Origin of the sequence: Pantoea sp. AG1095, assembly GCF_003208415.1 — a bacterium.
Lineage (GTDB): Bacteria > Pseudomonadota > Gammaproteobacteria > Enterobacterales > Enterobacteriaceae > Pantoea > Pantoea leporis.
On the sequence record NZ_QKMJ01000017.1, the window covers coordinates 1 to 22,621 of the forward strand.

At 58.8% G+C, this 22,621-nt stretch carries 8 protein-coding genes; 2 read left to right on the forward strand and 6 right to left on the reverse strand.

Annotation, left to right across the window (positions count from 1 at the left end; translation table 11 throughout):
* Positions 1–226: 226 nt before the first annotated feature.
* Together cbl and DEU53_RS21870 are read left to right on the forward strand one after the other, a co-directional pair.
* Positions 227–1,186 (forward strand): HTH-type transcriptional regulator Cbl, encoded by a 960-nt coding sequence (gene cbl, locus DEU53_RS21865; RefSeq protein ID WP_101762578.1) that lies wholly within the window; start codon positions 227–229, stop codon positions 1,184–1,186.
* 114 nt (positions 1,187–1,300) lie between these two features.
* Positions 1,301–2,146 (forward strand): GNAT family N-acetyltransferase, encoded by an 846-nt coding sequence (locus DEU53_RS21870; protein ID WP_110868336.1) that lies wholly within the window; start codon positions 1,301–1,303, stop codon positions 2,144–2,146.
* 197 nt (positions 2,147–2,343) lie between these two features.
* On the opposite strand, the gene DEU53_RS23015 is transcribed toward DEU53_RS21870, so the two are convergent.
* The 6 genes from DEU53_RS23015 to DEU53_RS21900 all read right to left on the reverse strand — a co-directional run bounded on the left by DEU53_RS23015 (position 2,344) and on the right by DEU53_RS21900 (position 22,425).
* Positions 2,344–7,686, reverse strand: a complete 5,343-nt coding sequence (locus DEU53_RS23015) for an Ig-like domain-containing protein (protein WP_158527646.1) — start codon at positions 7,684–7,686, stop codon at positions 2,344–2,346.
* Between the two features lie 323 nt (positions 7,687–8,009).
* Positions 8,010–10,724, reverse strand: coding sequence for an Ig-like domain-containing protein (locus DEU53_RS21880; RefSeq protein ID WP_110868337.1), 2,715 nt, complete (start codon positions 10,722–10,724; stop codon positions 8,010–8,012).
* Positions 10,725–11,045: 321 nt separating this feature from the next.
* Positions 11,046–12,347: an Ig-like domain-containing protein gene (locus DEU53_RS21885; RefSeq protein ID WP_110868338.1), complete on the reverse strand. Its 1,302-nt coding sequence runs from the start codon at positions 12,345–12,347 to the stop codon at positions 11,046–11,048.
* A 99-nt stretch (positions 12,348–12,446) separates the two neighbouring features.
* The gene (locus DEU53_RS21890) at positions 12,447–18,176 is read right to left on the reverse strand and encodes an Ig-like domain-containing protein (RefSeq protein WP_110868339.1); all 5,730 of its coding nucleotides are present in this window, start codon (positions 18,174–18,176) and stop codon (positions 12,447–12,449) included.
* Positions 18,177–18,600: 424 nt separating this feature from the next.
* The gene (locus DEU53_RS21895; RefSeq protein WP_110868340.1) at positions 18,601–20,028 is read right to left on the reverse strand and encodes an Ig-like domain-containing protein; all 1,428 of its coding nucleotides are present in this window, start codon (positions 20,026–20,028) and stop codon (positions 18,601–18,603) included.
* A gap of 213 nt (positions 20,029–20,241) precedes the next feature.
* Entirely contained in the window at positions 20,242–22,425 is a 2,184-nt protein-coding gene (locus tag DEU53_RS21900; protein ID WP_110868341.1) for an EAL domain-containing protein, read from the reverse strand.
* Between the last annotated feature and the right edge of the window lie 196 nt (positions 22,426–22,621).

The following is a 22,621-nucleotide window of genomic DNA, read 5'->3' on the forward strand; positions in this document are numbered from 1 at the left end:
ACTCCATAAACGGGTTCTTATGCCTTAGTTGTAAGTGTCTACCATGTCCCCGAACAAGTGTTCACCATGTCCCCGGACTGTACAGCGGGAGAGGGCGGGGGTGAGGGCGTCCTTCAAACGACTCCTTATTACTATTCCGCATAACACACCGTTTTTTATTATTTGTTGCGATGACACCAACTTCATAACATGGACGAAACAGGGGCAGGAATCAGGAGAAAAGGGTGTGAATTTCCAGCAACTTAAAATTATACGTGAAGCGGCCCGTTGCGAGTTCAACCTGACCGAAGTGGCGAATACGCTGTTTACCTCCCAATCCGGAGTCAGCCGCCATATTCGCGATCTGGAAGATGAACTGGGCGTAGAAATCTTTATTCGTCGTGGCAAGCGACTGTTAGGCATGACCGAACCGGGCAAGGCGCTGTTGACCATTGCTGAGCGCATCCTTGATGAAGCGGGCAAAGTACGCCGCTTAGCGGATGTGTTTACCAATGAAACCAGCGGCGTGCTGACCATCGCCACCACGCACACCCAGGCGCGTTACAGCCTGCCGCGCGTGATCAAAGCGTTTCGCCAGCTCTATCCCAACGTGCGCCTTGAGCTCAATCAGGGATCGCCGCAGGAGATCGTCGCCATGCTGCTGGCCGGTGAAGCCGATATCGGTATCGCCTCCGAGCAGCTAGTGAACAACAGCAGTCTCGCGGCGTTCCCGTGGTTCAGCTGGCATCACTCGCTGCTGGTGCCGCACGATCATGAACTGTTACAGCAGCAGCCTATTACGCTCGCCAGCCTGAGCCGCTATCCGTTAATCACTTATCGTCAGGGCATCACCGGCCGTTCGCGGGTGGATCGGGCATTCCAGGCCGCCGGTCTGCGCCCGGATATCGTGCTCAGCGCGCAGGATTCTGACGTGGTGAAAACCTACGTGGAACTCGGTCTTGGCGTGGGGATTCTCGCCGATCAGGCGTGCGATATTTACGAAGGCGAAGATCTGGTAAAAATCGACACCCATCATCTGTTCGATGCCAATACCGTGTGGCTCGGCCTGAAGCGCGGCCAGCTGCAACGCAATTACGTTTGGCAGTTCCTCGAACTCTGTAATGCCAACCTGTCGCTGGAGGAGATTAAGCGTCAGGCGCTCTCCTACGAAACCGAAAACGAACCGGCCATCGACTTCCAGATTTGATCCAGCACGGTGCGGCGCAACCCGGCCGCACCGCCTCGCAACCGCGTTCCCGCTTTCATCCCCGCCCTGAAATGTGCTAAAGACAGGGGCATTCCCCGCACATCAGGAGCAAACATGATCAGGCTACGCGCTATGACGCCACGCGACATCGATTCCGGCGTTGTCCTCACGCAGCAACTGCACTGGCCGCATCGCCGCGAAGACTGGCAGCAGGCGCTGACGTTCGGCGCAGGCACGGTGGCCGAACATCAGGGCGACTACGCCGGCAGCGCGCTGGGATTTCGCTGGGGCGAGCAGGCGGCCACCATCGGACTCGTCATCGTCAGCCCACGCTGGCAAGGGCTGGGCATCGGCAAACAGTTGATGCTGGCGCTGCTGGAACAATTCCCTGATTACCGGCTGCGGCTGCACGCCACCGAGAGCGGCAAACCGCTGTACCAGAAACTCGGTTTTACGGTAGCGGGCCAGATCCTGCAGCATCAGACGCGCGCGCTGGCGGCGGTGCCGGCGTTAACGGTGCCACCCGGTTTCACGCTGCGTCCCGCACTGCCCGCAGAGGCACAACCGTTGACCGCCCTCGATCACCAGGCGCACGGCCTGTGGCGCCCCGCGTTAATCACCCACCTGATCACCGCTGCACAAACCCGGATATTGCGGGATGCGCAGCAGCGCGTGCAGGGCTTTGCCAGCCTGCGCCGTTTTGGTCACGGCTGGTCGATTGGCCCGGTGATTGCGTTGAATCTGGCGAGCGCGCAAACCTTGATTGCCGCCCTGATGCAAACCCTGCATGGCGAGTTTGTGCGCATCGATACCGACGCCGCGTTACCGCTGGCGCAATGGCTGAAAACCCTGGGTCTGGAGCAGGTGGATGCGCCCACCATCATGGTGCGCGGCACGCCATGGGCGCCACAGCCCGGCGCGATGCAGGCTTATGGTTTGATGACGCAGGCGATGGGGTGATGCCGGATGAAGAGGGGATCGCTGCCGCGGCCATCGCGGCGGAAGATGTGTGACGTGACCGCCGCGCAACGTAGCGGCGCGATTTATCGCGCAATGCCAGCCGGTGCGCGACGCCCGAAATTTCTGAGTGGGTAAACAACAAAAAAAAGCCACCGAATTTCGGTGGCTTTCCAGACAGATAATAGAGGATCTAACCGCTAAATCAGCTCGGTTTTCACCCCCTGCTGCACCAGCAGTTCCGCGTCATCGCCGTGGCTGTACACTTCGTACTCCACGCCCGCGACCGTCACGGTGCCTTGCTGATGCTGCCATTCGCTGATATCGCTGCCTTGCGGCAGAATATCTTTTAGCTGCACCACATCGCCGGCATCACCGTTCACCATCAGCTGGGTTTTACCGTCTTCAATAAACAGATCTTTTTCGCCGTAATGCAGCAGCGCATCCAGATCGATCTTCAGCGTATTATCCCCGCTGCCGCGAATATCGAAGATCTCCACCGACTGAATCTCTGCTTTGTGCTGAGATAAGTCGAGCAGCTGGTCTTTCCCGGTTAACTGCAGGGTATCCACCTGGGTTTCACTGCCGGTGATGGCGTGTTCGGTTAATTCGTCGACGCCATCGAGGAAGTGGACAATGTTTTCGGGTTCATCTACCAACTGTGCCGAGGTGCTTGGTGGTGTAACAATAGTATATATATTATCAAAAACGAATTGATTAGCCGGTCCAAAAAAGAGTAGGACCAAACTTTCAGTTTTGGTTCCATCAAAAGTGTTCTTGTAACTATCACGATCAAAATGAAGTGTTTCGCCAGGTTTAATAGTATAGGTTTCTGCGATACGACTGCTTACAGTCATTCGGAATGTTAAATCTGTAGTTCCTCTATTATATACATCGAAACCAATATCTACTATCTTACCACCTTGGATTTCTAATTCGGCCCAATTCGGAACAAGACAATGCTCTCCAAAATAATCAGGAGCGCCATTTGGCTTTTGTATAATATAGGCACTTAACACTTCGGGATGATATCTGTCCCCCCAAGCAAGTGCGCAATTTCCGTTGAAAAGAATTCCTGCACCATAACGCGGACCTAAGTACATATCTTCAAAATCGACTATTCCTTTTCTACCTGAATAATCCTTCGTAATATTTAGCTCAAACGATTCTCCCCAACTCTCCGCTCCGGATTGCTTCACCTGAAAATCCCAGTCCCCTTTCGCCAGCGCCGTATCCGGCGTCCAGCTCCACTTACCATCCGCACCCGCCTTCACGCTGTAGGTTTTCTCCCCCGACGCATGCTGTGCACGGATCATCACCACGCTGTTCGCCGTTGCGGTGCCGCGCAGGGTTGGCGTGTTGTCATCGGTGGTATCACCGCTGGCGAGGCTGCCGGTCTGGGCACCGAAATCGTCAAACGCATCGGTAATGGTTGGCGCCGGATCGGTGTAGTTCAAAATAAAGCTGTCTGACCAGGCGCTTTTACCGCTGCTGTTCTCTGCACAGGCGCGGAAGTGCCAGTTATCGCTGTGATCCAGCGCCGGCGACGTCCACTCCCAGTTGCCGTCGGCGTTTACCACCGTGCTGCCCACGTTCACCCACGGCTTATTCCACGGGCCGTTCTGGAAGTGAATGATGCTGCCCGCCACGCCACGCCCGCGCAGGGTTGGCGTGCTGTCATCGGTGTAGCCCTCGCTCTTCACGCTGCCCGTCACCGGACCGACGTCGTCAAACGCATCGACGATGACCGGCTTGTCAGGCGCTGCCGCGACGTATTTCACCACGAACTTGTTGCTCCACGCACTGAGGTGATCGCCGTTCTGCGCCCGGGCCTGGAAGTCCCAGGTGTTGCTGCTGCTCAGCGCCGGTGAAGTCCACTCCCAGGTGCCGTCCGCTTTCACCACGGTGCTGCCCACTGGCTCCCACGGCACGCCCGGCGGGCTGCTCTGAATGTGGATGATGGTGCCGGCCACGCCTTTGCCGCGCAGGGTCGGCGTGCTGTCGTCGGTGGTATCACCGTTCTGCAGGCTGCCGGTCTGGGCACCAAAATCATCCAGCGCGTCAACAATGGTCGGTGTCGGATCGGTGTAGTTCAGAATAAAGCTGTCTGACCAGTCGCTTTGGCCGTTGCTGTTCTCTACGTACGCGCGGAAGTGCCAGTTGTCGCTGTGGTCCAGCGCCGGCGACGTCCACTCCCAGCTGCCGTCCGCTTTCACCACCGTGCTGCCCACGTTCACCCACGGCTTATCCCACGGGCCGTTCTGGAAGTGAATGATGCTGCCCGCCACGCCTTTGCCGCACAGGGTTGGCGTACTGTCATCGGTGTAGCCGTTGTGCTTCACGCTGCCGGTCACCGGACCGACGTCGTCAAACGCATCGGTGATGGTCGGCTTGTCAGGCGCCGCCGCAACGTATTTCACCACGAACTTGTTGCTCCACGCGCTGAAGTGATCGCCGGTCTGCGCCTGGGCCCGGAAGTCCCAGGTGTTGCTGCCACTCAGCGCCGGTGAGGTCCACTCCCAGGTGCCGTCCGCTTTAACGACGGTGCTGCCCACATTAACCCAGGAGCTGCCCGCCAGGCCGTTCTGGAAGTGGATGATGGTGCCGGCCACGCCGGTACCGCGCAGGGTTGGCGTGTTGTCATCGGTGGTGTCACCGCTTGTCAGGCTGCCGGTTACCGCGCCAAAGTCGTCCCAGGCGCTGTCAATGGTTGGCTTCAGGTCCAGCGCCGGATCGATGGTCAGCTTAAAGCTGCTCCAGCCGCTCTGGCCGTCCTTCTGCACCTCAAAGGTCCAGCTGCCTTTCGCCAGCGTATTTGGCGTCCATGACCAGTTGCCGCTGGCATCTACGCTCGCGCTGTCGAGGGTGTAGCCACCGTTGCCGAGCTTGTAGCGCAGGGTGATAACGCTGTTGGCCGGGCCGGTACCGCGCAGGGTCGGCGTGGTGTCGTCGGTGGACGCGCCGCTGCTCAGGCTGCCGGTTACCGGGCCCGCGTTGTCCAGCGCGCTGTCGATGGTGGGGTAGCGATCGAGGTCCGGATCGATGGTCAGCCGGAAGCTGCTCCAGTCGCTCTGGCCGGCCTTCTGCACCTCAAAGGTCCAGCTGCCTTTCACCAGCGCGGACGGCGTCCACGACCAGTTGCCTGCGTTGTCCACGCTCACCGTGGTGGAGGCGTAGCTGCCGCCGTCCATTTTATAGCGCAGGGTGATAACGCTGCTGGCCGGGCCGGTCCCGCGCAATGTTGGTGTGGTGTCATCGGTGGACGCGCCGCTGCTCAGGCTGCCGGTCACCGGGCCCGCGTTGTCCAGCGCGCTGTCGATGCTGGCGTTGCGATCGGCATTGGGATCGATGGTGAGCGTAAAGCTGCTCCAGTCCATCTGACCGCTCTTCTTCACCTCGAAGGTCCAGCTGCCGCTGGCCAGCTCCGGTGGCGTCCAAGACCAGTTGCCGCCTGCATCTGCTTTTATGCTGGCGCTGTCATAGCGGCCGTCGCCCAGGGTGTAGCGCAGGATCACCAGGCTGTTGGCTTCGGCGCGACCGTGCAGCGCTGGCGTGCTGTCGTCGGTCCTGTCGCCGCTGCCGAGGTTGCCGGTCACGGGACCGAAGTCATCCACCGCGTAATCGATGACGGGCGCAAAGCCGCCGTCGCTTTCAGAAACAATGATCAGATCGAAACTGTCGTTCCAGTGCGTCTGCCCCAGAGATTTGACGTCGAACGACCACTGGCCGGCGGCCAGCCCGGTGCCCGGCGTCCAGCTCCAGCGGCCGGTGCTGTCGGCGTCAACGGTGACGGAGGCAGCAGCGCCGCCCGCCAGCGTATAGCGGATCACCACCTGGCTGTTGGCTTCCGCCCGGCCCTGGAAGGTGGGCGTGGCGTCGTCGGTGATGGCGCCGCTTTCCAGCAGGCCGGTGGCATCGCCGAAGTCGTCGATAACCGTTTCAAAGCGGGTGCGCAGGGCAATATCGGCCGGGCTGACGATCTCCAGCTCAAACAGCGCCGAGGCGACGTCGCCGGTGCTGGCCTGGAACTCATAGCGGCCGGCCGGCAGGTTGCTGCCCGGCGTCCAGCTCCAGGTGTCGCCGCTGAGGGTGGCGGTGGCGCTGCCGGCCCAGGTCGGGCTGCCGGCGAGGCGGTAATAGACGATAACGGTTTCAGCGGCGTAGACCTCGCCGCGCAGGGTCGGCGTGGCGTCATCGGTGAGCGCGCCGTTGCCGAGCGCGCCGGTGAAGCTGCCCGCGTCGTCAAACGCATCGGTAATGGTAACCGTGACGTTGTCGCCGGCAATCACGATGTCAAACGCCGCCGAAGGCGCGCCGGCGCGCAGTTGCTTACCAAAGGTCTCTTCGGCCATCAGGCGCAGGCTGTTAATGCCGTCTTTTAAGTCCTGCGATGGCTCCATCACCCACTTGCCGGTGATCTTGTCCGCCACCGCGCTGCCGATTTTTTCATTTTTGTCGTTGAGCAGGTAAACGATGCTGCCTTTCTGCGCGATGCCGGTCAGCGTCGGGCGTTTGTCGTCGGTGGCCTTGCCGGCGTCAAAGCTGCCGGTCACGGCGCCCTGGTCGTCGTAGAGGTTAATCAGCTCCGGCGCGTCCGGCGCGGTGGTATCCACAATCATGGTGCCGAGCGTCGGCGGGTTGCGGTTGCCGGCGGCGTCAAAGTGGCGGAGGGAGAAGCTGTACTCGCCGTCGGCGTAGGGCGTCGGCGCTTCCCAGCGGTAAAAGCCTTTGTCGTTTACCGGGACGCGGAAGGTGTCGGTGCCGATGACCAGCTCAATAAAGCCGCCGGGCTCCAGCTTCTCTTTGTTGCCAAACACCAGCTTGCCGTCGGCGCTTTCAAAGTAGAGGGTCTTGCTGCGGGCCAGCGGTTCGGTGGCGGCCGGTGCGGCCTCGCTGACCGGCGCGGCGGCGGCGTCACCGGTGTGTTCAACCTGCGCGCTGCCGTTGCCGGTAATGATGTTAAACGGCGCAGACGGCGTGCCGGCGCGCAGCTGTTTACCAAAGGTCTCTTCGGCCATCAGGCGCAGGCTGTTGCTGCCGTCTTTTAAGTCCTGCGCCGGCTCCATCACCCACTTGCCGGTGACCTTGTCCGCCACCGCGCTGCCGATTTTTTCATTTTTGTCGTTGAGCAGGTAAACGGTGCTGCCTTTCTGCGCGATGCCGGTCAGCGTCGGGCGTTTGTCGTCGGTGGACTTGCCGGCGTCGAAGCTGCCGGTTTTGTCGCCCTGGTCGTCGTAGAGGTTAAGCAGTTCAGGGGCGGCGGGGGCGCTGGTGTCAACAATCACGGTGCCGAGCGTCGGCGGGTTGCGGTTGCCGGCGTTATCAAAGTGGCGGATGGAGAAGCTGTAGTGGCCGTCGGCGTAGGCGGAAGGCGCTTCCCAGCGGTAAAAGCCTTTGTCGTCTACGGGGACGCGGAAGGTGTCGGTGCCGATGACCAGCTCAATAAAGCCACCGGGCTCCAGCTTCTCTTTGTTACCAAACACCAGCTTGCCGTCGGCGTTTTCAAAGTAAAGGGTCTGGCTGCGTGCAAATAAATCAATCATAAGGATCGTCCATAATGTGTTGTCAATGTAAGTGCGGCACGGTTTACACGACATCGCACAGCGGCGGGAATGGTAGAGCAGCGTGTTACGGGCCTGTATCAAGAACCGTCTGCAAAGGAGGAAAACTCCTGGAGGAACGGAGAGAGAGAGAAGGGGGAAGGGCCGGGCGGGCGGATACGGCCAGATGAGTTAACCGCAGCCGCAGAGGCTGGCCGTGTAACGGAGGCCGGGGCACGGTGCCGGCACGTTCTGAGTGGCTAAACAGCAAAAAAAAGCCACCGAATTTCGGTGGCTTTCCAGACAGATTTAGAAGGATCTAACCGTTAAATCAGCTCGGTTTTCACCCCCTGCTGCACCAGCAGTTCCGCGTCATCGCCGTGGCTGTACACTTCGTACTCCACGCCCGCGACCGTCACGGTTCCCTGCTGATGCTGCCATTCGCTGATATCGCTGCCTTCTGGCAGAATATCTTCGAGTTGAACTGTGTCTCCGTGGTCCCCTTGTACCACCAATTGTTTATTACCATTATCAATTAATAGATTTTTTTCACTATGCTGAAGAAGTGAAGAAAGATCCAATTTAAGAACATTCGTTCCGTTGCCAGAAATATTTACAATATTTATGTTTTTAAATGACGGATCATTCGTGGATAAATCGAGTGTTTGGTGATGGTTTTCATATGTAACGACATTATTAATACCATACTGAGTATTTGATAATGGATCATTCGAATTTGTCGAGCTTGAAAACTTATAACTAGACTCTGATTCGCTCTTAGCATCATCAAGCGTTAAGGCTTCGCCTGAATCCTGCTCCAATGTTTTGATACCTGTCCATGGTGTTTGATTTTCAGGCACAGTGGTACTGTGGTGCAGGTAACGGATTAAGTTTGAATATGAGCCATCAGATCGGGTGGTCCAATCTATTGGTGTTGAATGATAAGCATCAAAATCTTTCATAGGTGTCGTTATTTGATATTGCCAAATGCCATTGCTATTAGCCGTTACCTGTTGAACAACTTGACCGTTTCGTGACGTGTAAACAAGATAAAATGATTGATTCGGCAAATAGGTACCTTCAAGCAAAGGGGTAGGATCATTGGTAATACTCCCTCCAGTCCATACTTTCCAGCCTTGATTGGCGCCGACATTATCGTAATATCTAGTCGCTTCTGGCGTTATTGTTCCAGCATAATCCACGTTGAGTTCGAATTTATTACCCCAATCTTTATCAGATTTATTACTGACTTGAAAATCCCAGTCACCTTTTGCAAGCGCTGATGGCGGGGTCCATTGCCATTTACCGTCAGCGCCGCTTTTCACACTGTAAATTCTTGTCGTTTCTTTATAGGTTGTCTGGATAAATACAATACTGTCTGCTTCCGCCGTTCCGTGTAAGGTTGGAGTAGTATCATCCGTGCTAACACCATTTTCGAGCCTGCCCATGTATGGGCCAACGTTATCAATGGCATATTCAATGGTAGGACGGAAATCGGCATGAGAGTCGATGGTTAAAGTGAAGCTATTCCAGTCAGCCTGACCTGGATGTTGTACTTCGAAGACCCAGCGACCTTCGCTTAACTCAACGTTAGGCGTCCATTGCCAATTACCGCTGCTATCGGCTACCACGCTGGCGGTGATGTAATTGTCGCTGTCCAGACAGTAGCGCATCATGACTATGCTGTTAGCTTCGGCGCGTCCGCGCAGGGTCGGCGTGCTGTCGTCGGTGCTGCTGCCGCTGCCAAGGTTGCCGGTCACGGGACCGAAATCATCCACCGCGTAATCGATGACGGGCGCAAAGCCGCCGTCGCTTTCGGAAACAATGATCAGATCAAAACTGTCGTTCCATTGCGTCTGCCCCAGAGATTTGACGTCGAACGACCACTGGCCGGCGGCCAGCTCAGTGTCCGGCGTCCAGCTCCAGCGGCCGGTGCTGTCGGCGTCAACGGTGACGGAGGCAGCAGCGCCGCCCGCCAGCGTATAGCGGATCACCACCTGGCTGTTGGCTTCCGCCCGGCCCTGGAAGGTGGGCGTGGCGTCGTCGGTGATGGCGCCGCTTTCCAGCAGGCCGGTGGCATCGCCGAAGTCGTCGATAACCGTTTCAAAGCGGGGGCGCAGGACGATATCGGACGGGCTGGCGATCTCCAGCTCAAACAGCGCCGAGGCGACGTCGCCGGTGCTGGCCTGGAACTCATAGCGGCCGTACGGCAGGTTGCTGCCCGACGTCCAGCTCCAGGTGTCGCCGCTGGCGGTGGCGGTGGCGCTGCCGGCCCAGGTCGGGCTGCCGGCGAGGCGGTAATAGACGATAACGGTGTCAGCGGCGGAGACCTCGCCGCGCAGGGTCGGCGTGGCGTCATCGGTGAGCGCGCCGTTGCCGAGCGCGCCGGTGAAGCTGCCCGCGTCGTCAAACGCATCGGTAATGGTAACCGTGGCGTTGTCGCCAACAATCACGATGTCAAACGCCGCCGAAGGCGCGCCGGCGCGCAGCTGTTTACCAAAGGTCTCTTCGGCCATCAGGCGCAGGCTGTTAATGCCGTCTTTTAAGTCCTGCGATGGCTCCATCACCCACTTGCCGGTGACCTTGTCCGCCACCGCGCTGCCGATTTTTTCATTTTTGTCGTTGAGCAGGTAAACGGTGCTGCCTTTCTGCGCGATGCCGGTCAGCGTCGGGCGTTTGTCGTCGGTGGCCTTGCCGGGGTCAAAGCTGCCGGTCACGGCGCCCTGGTCGTCGTAAAGAATAATCAGCTCCGGCGCGTCCGGCGGGGTGGTGTCGACAATCTGGATGCCGAGCGTCGGCGTGCTGCGGTTGCCGGCGGCGTCAAAGTGGCGGATGGAGAAGCTGTACTCGCCGTCGGCGTAGGGCGTCGGCGCTTCCCAGCGGTAAAAGCCTTTGTCGTCCACCGGGACGCGGAAGGTGTCGGTGCCGATGACCAGCTCAATAAAGCCGCCGGGCTCCAGCGCGTTTTTGTTACCAAACACCAGTTTGCCGTCGGCGCTTTCGCGATATAACACCGGGCTGCGGTCTAATAAATCATTCATAGGTATCGTCCATAATGCTTAGTAAAAGTAGGATTGGCGCGGTTTACACGACATCGCACAGCGGCGGGGATGGTAGAGCAGCATGTTATGGGCCTGTATCAAGAACCGTCTGCAAAGGAGGAAAACTTTTGGAGGAACGGAGAGAGAGAAGGGGAAAGGGCCGGGCGGGCGGATACGGCCAGATGAGTTAACCGCAGCCGCAGAGGCTGGCCGTGTAATGCCCGCCGGGGCGCGGTGCCCGAAGGTTCTGAGTGGGTAAACAACAAAAAAAAGCCACCGAATTTCGGTGGCTTTCCAGACAGATAATAGAGGATCTAACCGTTAAATCAGCTCGGTTTTCACCCCCTGCTGCACCAGCAGTTCCGCGTCGTCGCCGTGGCTGTACACTTCATACTCCACGCCCGCAACCGTCACCGTGCCTTGCTGATGCTGCCATTCGCTGATATCGCTGCCTTCCGGCAGAATATCTTTCAGCTGCACCACATCGCCGGCATCGCCGTTTACCATCAGCTGGGTTTTACCGTCTTCGATAAACAGATCTTTTTCGCCGTAATGCAGCAGCGCATCCAGATCGATTTTCAGCGTATTATCCCCGCTGCCGCGAATATCGAAGATCTCCACCGACTGAATCTCTGCTTGATGCTGAGATAAATCGAGCAGCTGATCTTTGCCGGTTAATTGCAAAGTATCCACCTGCGTTTCACTGCCGATGATGGCGTGCTCGGTTAATGCGTCGACGCCGTCAAGGACGTGGACGAGGTTTTCTACTTTATCCGCTGAAGGTACCATTGCGTCAGGGCTATATTCAATAGTTAAATTATCTATATAAAGATCATGCATGTATTGCTGAAACTTGAAAGTTATATGATATATCTCAGGCTGTAGGGACTTATCTTCAAAATAATCTTGCATATTTAGCGACAAAACTTCCCCAGCTTTTATGATAATTGTAAAATCCTGCGGATGACCATTTTTTTTGTATGATATATAAAAGCCTTCTATTCTAATGTCATAATCTGCTCTGTTCCAAATGTCACATTTGAAATTATCGAACAGACGACCACCTGTAGTGGTATTGTGTCCTACGGCGGCTACAGTAGCTTCTCCTATAACAAAACATTTATCTCCAAAAATATCAGGCGCATCATCTGGCGTGTCAACTACATGAGAGAGTTTATAATCTCCCCAAAAATCAGATACTCGGAAAATATAATCATCCTCAAAAAAATACTTATTTCCAGGTTCAACATCACCCGCATCAAATCTCTCAAAATCAATTATTGAACTTTTAACAGGGCCTCTATCCAAATTCAATTCGAATGTTTGACCCCAGCTTTCTGCGCCAGAATTTTTTACCTGGAAATCCCAGTCCCCCTTCGCCAGCGTCTTTTCCGGCGTCCAGCTCCAGTTACCATCCGCACTGGCTTTCACGCTGAAGATTTTCTCACCCGCCGCATGCTGTGCACGGATCATCACCACGCTGTTTGCCTGTGCGGTGCCGCGCAGGGTCGGCGTCTGGTCATCGGTAGTATCACCGCTGGCGAGGCTGCCGGTCTCGGTACCAAAATCGTCAAACGCATCGGTGATGACAGGCGCGCCAGGCGCTGCCGCGACGTATTCCACTACGAATTTGTCGCTCCACGCGCTGTAATGATCGCCAGTCTGCGCGCGGGCCTGGAAGTTCCACGTATTGCTGCTACTCAGCGCCGGTGAGGTCCACTCCTAGGTGCCGTCGGCTTTCACCACGGTGCTGCCCATGCTCGCCCACTGCATACCCGAGAGGCATCTCTCGATGTGGATGATGGTGCCGGCCACGCCACGTCCGCGCAGGGTAGGCGTGCTATCGTCGGTGGTGTCACCGCTCTTCAGGCTGCCGGTGACCGCGCCAAAATTATCCCAGGCATCGTCGATGATGGGCTGCATATCCAGCGTCGGATCGATGGTCAGCTGGAAGCGGCTCCAGTCGCTCTGGCCAGCTTTCTGCACCTCAAAGGTCCAGCTGCCTTTCGCCAGCGCGGACGACGTCCACGTCCATTTGCCGCTGCCGTCCACGTTTACGGTGGTGGAGGCGTAGCTGTCGTTACCGAGTTTATAGCGCAGCGTGATGACGCTGTTAGCCGGGCCGCTGCCGCGCAGGGTTGGCGTGGTGTCATCGGTGGTGGCGCCGCTCGCAAGGCTGCCGGTCACCGGACCCGCGTTGTCGAGCGCGCTGTCGATGGTGGCGTCACGGTCCGCGTTGGAATCAATGGTCAGCTCATAACTGTTCCATTTGTAATCTCCCTGTTTTTTCACCTCAAAGGTCCACTGGCCGTCAATGAGCTCTGGCGCAGTCCATGTCCAGTTACCGCTGGCGTCAACGTTGATGGTGTCTTCATACATGGTGGCCAGGCGGAAATAGCGCAGCAATATCGTGCTGTTCGCCGCGCCGGTGCCGCGCAGGGTCGGCGTACTGTCATCGGTGGTGCCGCCATTGGCAATAAGGCCGGTGGTGGCACCGAAGTCATCCCATGCGCTTTCAATGATCGGCTTGCGGTCGGCGGTAGGTTCGATGGTGAGCTGGAAGCTTTTCCAGTCGCTCTGACCGGCCCTCTGCACCTCAAAAGTCCAGCTGCCCTTCGCCAGCGCATCCGGCGTCCAGCTCCAGTTGCCGCTGGCATCGACACTGACGCTGGTCGTAGTGTAGGTGCCGCTGCCGAGCTTATAACGTAAGGAGATCACGCTGTTGGCCGGGCCGGTACCGGAAAGGGTTGGGGTGGCGTCATCGGTGATACCACCACGCGCGATCATGCCTTTCACTTCACCAAAATTATCATAGGCGTAGTCAATAGTCGCATTGCGATCCACGGTTGGATCAATGGTCAGCGTAAAGCTACTCCAGCCGTTTTGGCCGGGCTTCTGTACCTCAAAGGTCCAGCTGCCCTTCGCCAGCGTATTCGGCGTCCATGACCAGTTGCCGTCTGCATCCACGCTCGCGCTGTCGAGGGTGTAGCCACCGTTGCCGAGCTTGTAGCGCAGGGTGATAACGCTGTTGGCCGGGCCGGTACCGTGCAGGGTTGGCGTGGTGTCATCGGTGGTCGCGCCGCTGCTCAGGCTGCCGGTCACCGGACCGACGTTGTCGAACGCGCTGTCGATGCTGGCGTTGCGGTCCGCGTTGGCATCAATGGTCAGCTCGTAGCGGCTCGCGCTTTCCTGGCCGGTCTTCTTCACCTCAAAGGTCCAGTGTCCCTCCTCCAGCTCTGGCGCGGTCCACGTCCAGTTACCGCTGGCATCCACTTTAACCATGATGCCGGCGCTGCGGTCGCCGTTGCTGTACTTCAGCGTGATGCTGCTGTTGGCCGGGCCGGTGCCGCGCAGCGTCGGGGTGCTGTCGTCGGTGATCCCGCCGTTGGCAATGGTGCCGGTCACGGCGCCAAAATCATCCCAGGCGCTGGTGATCACGGCATCGTGGTCCACGGTCGGGTCGATGGTCAGCGTGAAGCTGCTCCAGCCGTTCTGGCCGGCCTTCTGCACCTCAAAGGTCCAGCTGCCGCTGGCCAGCGTATCCGGCGTCCACGTCCACTTGCCGTTGCCGTCCACGTTTACTGTGGTGCTGGCGTAGCTGCCGCTGTCGAGCTTATAGCGCAGGGTGATGACGCTGTTGGCCACGCCGGTGCCGCGCAGGGTCGGCGTGCTGTCGTCGGTGGTGTCGCCGCTGCGCAGCGTGTCGGTCACCGGGCCCTCGTTATCCAGCGCGCTGTCGATGGTTGGGTAGCGATCGAGAACCGGGTCGATGGTCAGCGTGAAGCTGCTCCAGTCGTTCTGCCCGGCCTTCTGCACCTCAAAGGTCCAGCTGCCTTCTGCCAGCGTATCCGGCGTCCACGACCAGGTGCCGTTAACATCTACGCTCACCGTGGTGGAGGCGTAGCTGCCGCCGTCCATTTTATAGCGCAGCGTAATGGTGCTGTTGGCCGGGCCGCTGCCACGCAGGGTCGGCGTGGTGTCGTCGGTGCTGCCGCCGCTGCTCAGGCTGCCGGTCACCGGACCGACGTTGTCGAACGCGCTGTCGATGGTGGCGTTGCGATCCAGGTTTGGATCGATGGTCAGCGTGAAGCTGCTCCAGTCGCTCTGGCCGGCCTTCTGCACCTCAAAGGTCCAACTGCCTTCTGCCAGCGTATCCGGCGTCCACGTCCACTTGCCGTTGCCGTCCACGCTCACCGTGGTGGAGGCGTAGCTGCCGCTGCCGAGCTTGTAGCGCAGCGTAATGGTGCTGCTGGCCGGGCCGCTGCCGTGCAGGGTTGGGGTGGTGTCATCGGTGGACGCGCCGCTGCTCAGGCTGCCGGTCACCGGGCCCGCGTTATCCAGCGCGCTGTCGATGGTCGGGTAGCGATCGAGGTCCGGATCGATGGTCAGCGTGAAGCTGCTCCAGTCGTTCTGCCCGGCTTTCTGCACCTCAAAGGTCCAGCTGCCTTTTGTCAGCGTATCCGGCGTCCATGACCAGTTGCCTGCATTGTCCACGCTCACCGTGGTGGAGGCGTAGCTGCCGCCGTCCATTTTATAGCGCAGGGTGATGGTGCCGTTGGCCGGACCGGTGCCGCGCAGGGTTGGGGTGGTGTCATCGGTGCTGCTGCCGCTGCTCAGGCTGCCGGTCACCGGGCCGACGTTATCCAGCGCGCTGTCGATGGTCGGGTAGCGATCGAGGTCCGGATCGATGGTCAGCTGGAAGCTGTTCCAGCCGTTCTGGCCGGCGTTCTGCACCTCAAAGGTCCAGCTACCCTTCGCCAGCGTATCCGGCGTCCATGACCAGTCACCATTTGCATCAACGTTTACCGTGGTAGAGGCGTAGCTGCCGCTGCCGAGCTTGTAGCGCAGGGTGATGGTGCTGTTGGCCGGGCCGGTGCCGCGCAGGGTTGGCGTGCTGTCATCGGTGGACGCGCCGCTGCTCAGGCTGCCGGTTACCGGGCCGACGTCGTCCAGCGCATCGGTAATCACCGGTCCGGCGGCAGCAACGTACTTCAGAATAAATTTCCCGGTCCAGCCGCTGATAACGTCGCCGTTTTGCGCCTTCGCGTGAAACTCCCAGGTGCCGTTTTTGCTCAGCACCGGTGAGGTCCACTCCCAGGTGCCGTCCGCTTTAACGACGGTGCTGCCCACATTAACCCAGGAACCGCCCGCCAGGCCGTTCTGGAAGTGGATGATGGTGCCGGCCACGCCGGTACCGCGCAGGGTTGGCGTGTTGTCATCGGTGGTGTCACCGCTTGTCAGGCTGCCGGTTACCGCGCCAAAGTCGTCCCAGGCGCTGTCAATGGTTGGCTTCAGGTCCAGCGCCGGATCGATGGTCAGCTTAAAGCTGCTCCAGCCGCTCTGGCCGGCCTTCTGAACCTCAAAGGTCCAGCTGCCCTTCGCCAGCGTATCCGGCGTCCATGACCAGTTGCCGTCTGCATCCACGCTCACGCTGTCGACGCTGTAGCCACCGTTGCCGAGCTTGTAACGCAGGGTGATAACGCTGTTGGCCGGGCCGGTCCCGCGCAGGGTTGGCGTGGTGTCATCGGTGCTGCTGCCGCTGCTCAGGCTGCCGGTCACCGGGCCCGCGTTATCCAGCGCGCTGTCGATGGTCGGGTAGCGATCGAGGTCCGGATCGATGGTCAGCCGGAAGCTGCTCCAGTCGCTCTGGCCGGCTTTCTGCACCTCAAAGGTCCAGCTGCCCTTCGCCAGCGTATCCGGCGTCCACGACCAGTTGCCGTCTGCATCCACGCTCACGCTGTCGAGGGTATAGCTACCGTTGCCGAGCTTGTAGCGCAGGGTGATAACGCTGCTGGCCGGGCCGGTGCCGCGCAGGGTTGGCGTGGTGTCGTCGGTGGATGCGCCGCTGCTCAGGCTGCCGGTTACCGGGCCCGCGTTATCCAGCGCGCTGTCGATGCTGGCGTTGCGATCGGCATTGGGATCGATGGTGAGCGTAAAGCTGCTCCAGTCCATCTGACCGGTTTTCTTCACCTCAAAGGTCCAGCTGCCGCTGGCCAGCTCCGGCGGCGTCCAAGACCAGTTGCCGCCTGCATCTGCTTTTATGCTGGCGCTGGCATAGTGGCCGTCGCCCAGGGTGTAGCGCAGGATCACCAGGCTGTTGGCTTCGGCGCGACCGTGCAGCGCTGGCGTGCTGTCGTCGGTGCTGCTGCCGCTGGCGAGGTTGCCGGTCACGGGACCGAAATCATCCACCGCGTAATCGATGACGGGCGCAAAGCCGCCGTCGCTTTCGGAAACAATGATCAGATCAAAACTGTCGTTCCAGTGCGTCTGCCCCAGAGATTTGACGTCGAACGACCACTGGCCGGCGGCCAGCTCAGTGTCCGGCGTCCAGCTCCAGCGGCCGGTGCTGTCGGCGTCAACGGTGACGGAGGCAGCAGCGCCGCCCGCCAGCGTATAGCGGATCACCACCTGGCTGTTGGCTTCCGCCCGGCCCTGGAAGGTGGGCGTGGCGTCGTCGGTGATGGCGCCGCTTTCCAGCAGGCCGGTGGCATCGCCGAAGTCGTCGATAACCGTTTCAAAGCGGGGGCGCAGGACGATATCGGACGGGCTGACGATCTCCAGCTCAAACAGCGCCGAGGCGACGTCGCCGGTGCTGGCCTGGAACTCATAGCGGCCGTACGGCAGGTTGCTGCCCGGCGTCCAGGTCCAGGTGTCGCCGCTGACGGTGGCGGTGGCGCTGCCGGCCCAGGTCGGGCTGCCGGCGAGGCGGTAATAGACGATAACGGTGCTGCCGATGGAGACCTCGCCGCGCAGGGTCGGGGTGGCGTCGTCGGTGAGCGCGCCGTTGCCGAGCGCCCCGGTGAAGCTGCCCGCGTCGTCAAACGCATCGGTAATGGTAACCGTGGCGTTGTCGCCAACAATCACGATGTCAAACGCCGCCGAAGGCGCGCCGGCGCGCAGCTTGCCGCCGAAGGTCTCTTCGGCCATCAGGCGCAGGCTGTTAATGCCGTCTTGCAGGTCCTGCGCCGGCTCCATCACCCACTTGCCGGTGACCTTGTCCGCCACCGCGCTTCCGATTTTTTCATTTTTGTCGTTGAGCAGGTAAACGGTGCTGCCTTTCTGCGCGATGCCGGTCAGCGTCGGGCGTTTGTCGTCGGTGGCCTTGCCGGGGTCAAAGCTGCCGGTCACGGCGCCCTGGTCGTCGTAGAGGTTAACCAGCTCCGGCGCGTCCGGCGGGGTGGTGTCGACAATCTGGATGCCGAGCGTCGGCGTGCTGCGGTTGCCGGCGGCGTCAAAGTGGCGGATGGAGAAGCTGTACTCGCCGTCGGCGTAGGGCGTCGGCGCTTCCCAGCGGTAAAAGCCTTTGTCGTTTACCGGGACGCGGAAGGTGTCGGTGCCAATCACCAGCTCGATAAAGCCGCCGGGCTCCAGCGCGTTTTTGTTACCAAACACCAGTTTGCCGTCGGCGCTTTCGCGATATATCACCGGGCTGCGGGCTAATAAATCATTCATAGGTATCGTCCATAATGTGTTGTCAAATTAGGTGCGTCGCGGTTTACACGACATCGCACAGCGGCGGGGATGGTAGAGCAACGTGTTACGGACCTGTATCAAGAACCGTCTGCAAAGAAGGAAAATTCCTGGTGGAACGCAAGGGGAGAAACTCTGGCACGCGCGATAAATCACGCCAAAACGATGACGTGCAGATTCTGAGTGATGATTACGTTTGGCCGCGCAACGGCGGGTGCGGAAAACAGGTGCCCGCAGCGGTGAAATCATAATTCAATAACCGACTGTTCTTGAGTCCTATCATGGTGTCGTCCTGTTTTGTACCGGGCAGCTTTTTCACGCCGCCCACAAACAAAAAAGCCACACAGCAAAGGCTGTATGGCTTGGTAGTCGCGATGCTCAGTTAGCGCCGCTAAATCATCAGCGTTTAAACGGCGTGTTGCACCAGTAATTCGGTCTCATCCGTGTACTGATAAACATCGTATTGAATGCCCGCAACGGTGAGGGTGCCTTGCTGCTGTTGCCAGCCGTCAATATCGTTGCCGGACAAAATATCCTCCAGCTTCACCACGTTGTTGGCGTCGCTGTCCAGCATGTACTGCGTTTTACCGTTATCAATCAATACGTCACTATCAACAACGGACAGCAGATCGCCAAAACTCAGTGACGTTAACGCGTTGTCAAACGCGTCATCACCGCTTGCTGTATTTGCTGAGGTATCAATGGTGATCGCGAAGCTCTGGCTCCAGCTTGGTGCGCCTTCAACCTGCACCTGGAACGTCCAGTAGCCGTCATTCAGATTCTGCCAGGGCGTCCAGCTCCAGTTGCCCTCGTTGTCAGTGAAGGTGCTGTTGGTGCGCACCCTGCCGCCATCGGTATACAAAATATCGATCAACGTATTAGCCGGACCGGTGCCATGCAGGGTTGGCAACGCGTCGTCAGTGATGCTGCCGCTGTAAAGGTCACCCTGATCGCTGCCGACGTTATCCGTAATATGGGAGATCTCAGCGTCGCGCATCGCCATACGGCCTTCTGGCGTATCAATGGTGATCGCGAAGCTCTGGCTCCAGCTCGGTGCGCCCTCAACCTGCACCTGGAACGTCCAGTAGCCGTCATTCAGATTCTGCCAGGGCGTCCAGCTCCAGTTGCCCTCGTTGTCGGTGAAGGTGCTGTTGGTGCGCACCCTGCCGCCATCGGTATACAGGATATCAATCAGCGTGTTAGCCGGTCCGGTGCCGTGCAGTGTCGGCATCGCATCATCGGTAATGCTGCCGCTGAAACGCTCGCCTTGCTCGCTGCCCACGTTATCGTAGATGTGGGTAATCAGCGCGTCCGGTGCCGCCGGGGTTTCGATGATCAGCGTGAACGCATTGCTCCATGTGTCCTGGCCGTCGGCCTGCACTTTAAATGTCCAGGTACCATCGGCCAAATCGGCGCGTGGCGTCCAGCTCCAGTTACCGTCAGCATCGGTGGTGATACCGTTGTAGCGGGTTACGCTGCCATTGGTGAACATAATGTCCATGTAAGTGTTCGCCGGGCCGGTGCCGCGCAGGGTCGGAGCGGCATCATCGGTGCGGTTGCCGCTGGCACGCACGCCTTGCTCCTGTCCAACGTCATCCCAGGCATAGCGAATAACCGGGGTGATCGCTTTTACGCCATAAGCGTAAGACGAAGGCTGGTGCGCGTAGCTTACCGGTGTGTCACTGACGAGGCTTTCAGGGAAGCTACTCAGGGTTTTGGTGGCGGTTTGCTCAATCACATAAGTTGAATTATCGAGCGCGATATAGGCGGTTGAACCGTTTTCACGCGACGCGCGGTCGGTGTCGAGGGTGTAATCCGGATAGCGTGTGTTCATCTGTAGTTCCTTAACAGAGTAAAAGAAGGGATTGACGCCTTGCTTGCCGAAACGGGCGGGCAACATGCCGGTCCGGCTTGGGCTGGCAAGCGCACAGACGAGAGGATGGGTTAAACGCGTTAATCAGGGTACGAGAATGGTCCCGATGCGCATGCGGCTTTTCAATGCGTGAGCGAGAAAAGCGCGGCAGTCGGCGGCCGCCGCGCGGGAGCGTTAAGGGCGGGAAGCGGGCGGCAACATGGTCAAAATGTCATCCAGCGGCACCGCGTGGCTAAACAAATAGCCTTGCAGCTGATTACAGCCTGCATCGGCCAGCGCGTTTTTCTGGCCTTCGGTTTCCACGCCTTCAGCGGTCACCGTTAAGCCCATCGCGTGACCTAACCGCACCACCGATTCCACAATCGCGGTAGAGTTCTGCGCCACGCCCAGCGACTGAGTAAACGAACGGTCAATCTTGATTTTGTCCACCGGGAAGCTGCTGAGGTAATTAAGGCTTGAATAGCCGGTACCGAAATCATCCAGCGCAATCCGGAAGCCGGCTTCGCGCAGTGCAATGATGCTGTTGCGCGCCTCGTGTTCATCTTCGATCAGCACGCCTTCGGTGATCTCCAGCTCCATGCGCTGCGGATCGGCACCTTCTTCCTGCACGATATGGATGATGCGCTCAACAAAATTCACCGCGCGGAACTGCACCGGCGAGACGTTCACCGCCACCACAATATCCGGCAGCTTGAGCGACGTTTTACAGGCTTCGCGCAGCACCCATTCGCCGAGCGGGATGATCATGCCGGTCTCTTCGGCGATGGCGATGAAATCACCCGGTGCAACGTCGCCGCGCATGGCGTGATGCCAACGCAACAGCGCCTCCAGACCCACCACCTGCTGGCCGCTGATATCCATTAGCGGCTGATACCACACCGCTAATCCACTAAACTTCACCAGCGCCTGACGCAAATCCGCCGCCATCTGCTGACGGGTGCGCAGCGATTCATCCATCACTTTTTCGAACTGGCGATACTGGCCGCGTCCGTGGTTTTTGGCGTCATAAAGCGCGATATCCGCTTTGCGCATCAGCTCCAGCCGATCAATACCGTCTTTTGGCGCCAGCGCCAGACCGATGCTGACGCCTACCCACAGCTCGCTGCCCACCAGCTGATACGACTCGCTCAGGCGGCTGATGATGCGTTTCGCCAGCGATTGCACCTGACCAATATTCTCCACATCCGGCATCACGATGATGAACTCGTCGCCGCCAATGCGGCCCACGGTGTCGCTGGTGCGCACAATCTCATTGAGGCGGCGCGCCACCTCAATGATCAACTCATCGCCGGCGTGATGGCCGTAGGTATCATTGATATTTTTGAAGCGATCAAGATCCAGCAGCAGCAGCGCCACGCGCTGATCGTGGCGTCCGGCCAGCGCCAGCGCCTGGGTTAAGCGATCTTCCACCAGGGAACGATTGGGCAAACCGGTTAACACATCATGAAAGGCCAGATGCTGCGCCTGCGCTTCACTGGCCCCGAGTTTCAGCAGCGACTGCGACAGCTTGAGTGACGAGGTCCAGATGCGGCGCACCATCACCAAACACAGCACGGTAATCAGGATCACCGACAGCAAGGTAGACGGGCCGAGGGTGCGTAACATCTGCGCGCCGGGCTTATCGGGATTCCAGCTGAGGTAACCGACCGGTTCGCCCTGTTGTGAGTTCAGCAGATAGCGCGCTTTGGTTTTCCCCGCTGGCTCGCTGTCGCTGAAATGCAACTGACGCAGCTGGCTGCGATCGGCGAGGTTGCGCAGATAGCCATCGTCGAGAAACTTAATGCTTACCAGACGATAGCGCCCGGCCTGTTTGGTACTGCTGATATCGCCCACCGCCAGCGCGGCGGCGCGTTGACCGATGCGCACGAAATCGGCGTGATCGGTGGGGCCGGCTACCACATCGCTGTTTTGCACCAGCGGACTGTTCAGCATGTCCTGCAGATAAGGTCCGATGCGTTTGTCCGGCACCGGCTGGCCATTGCGCCACACGTTGATCAGCTGGTTGTCGCGGTCCAGCAGCACCACCAGCTGGTGATCAAACATGTCATAGAGCCAGCCGCCGACATTTTGCGTCAGCCAGCGTTGATCGGGATGCGACGACGCCAGCTGATCGGCCAGCGGAGACCAGCGCGTCAGGCTGCGCAGCTGGCGCAGATGTTCCGTCAGGCTCTGGGTAAACGAAGCCTGGATCATGCGCTGTTGCTGATCGCGCGCTTCGTTATTGCTTAACGCTGTGCCCCAGAACAGACCCACGCCCGCGCCGACAAAGGTCAGAAGCAAAATTGCCAGCAGCGGCAAAATAACTTCACGCACAAAGTTGCGGCGAAAACCATCCGATAGTTTTATTGCGTTAATCATTTTAAAAGTTGGCCTGACAAGAAGGGTTCATCCTTTAACCTAGCAGAACATCCGCAGGCTGTATTCTGTATGGGAGCTGAAAGCGTGATGTAAATTAGCGTTAATTTTTTGAATGCTGTCACAAACAGAACAGTTAAAAATAATTTATTAAAAACACCGTACGTTTCGCTGCAATTCTGCTGCCCTAAAACAAATT

Coding starts and splice junctions, on each gene's coding strand:
- DEU53_RS21880 (WP_110868337.1), bottom strand. CDS start 10,724: ATGAATGATTTATTAGACCGCAGCCCGGTGTTATATCGCGAAAGCGCC.
- DEU53_RS23015 (WP_158527646.1), bottom strand. CDS start 7,686: ATGATTGATTTATTTGCACGCAGCCAGACCCTTTACTTTGAAAACGCC.
- DEU53_RS21890 (WP_110868339.1), bottom strand. CDS start 18,176: ATGAATGATTTATTAGCCCGCAGCCCGGTGATATATCGCGAAAGCGCC.
- DEU53_RS21895 (WP_110868340.1), bottom strand. CDS start 20,028: ATGAACACACGCTATCCGGATTACACCCTCGACACCGACCGCGCGTCG.
- DEU53_RS21870 (WP_110868336.1), top strand. CDS start 1,301: ATGATCAGGCTACGCGCTATGACGCCACGCGACATCGATTCCGGCGTT.
- DEU53_RS21900 (WP_110868341.1), bottom strand. CDS start 22,425: ATGATTAACGCAATAAAACTATCGGATGGTTTTCGCCGCAACTTTGTG.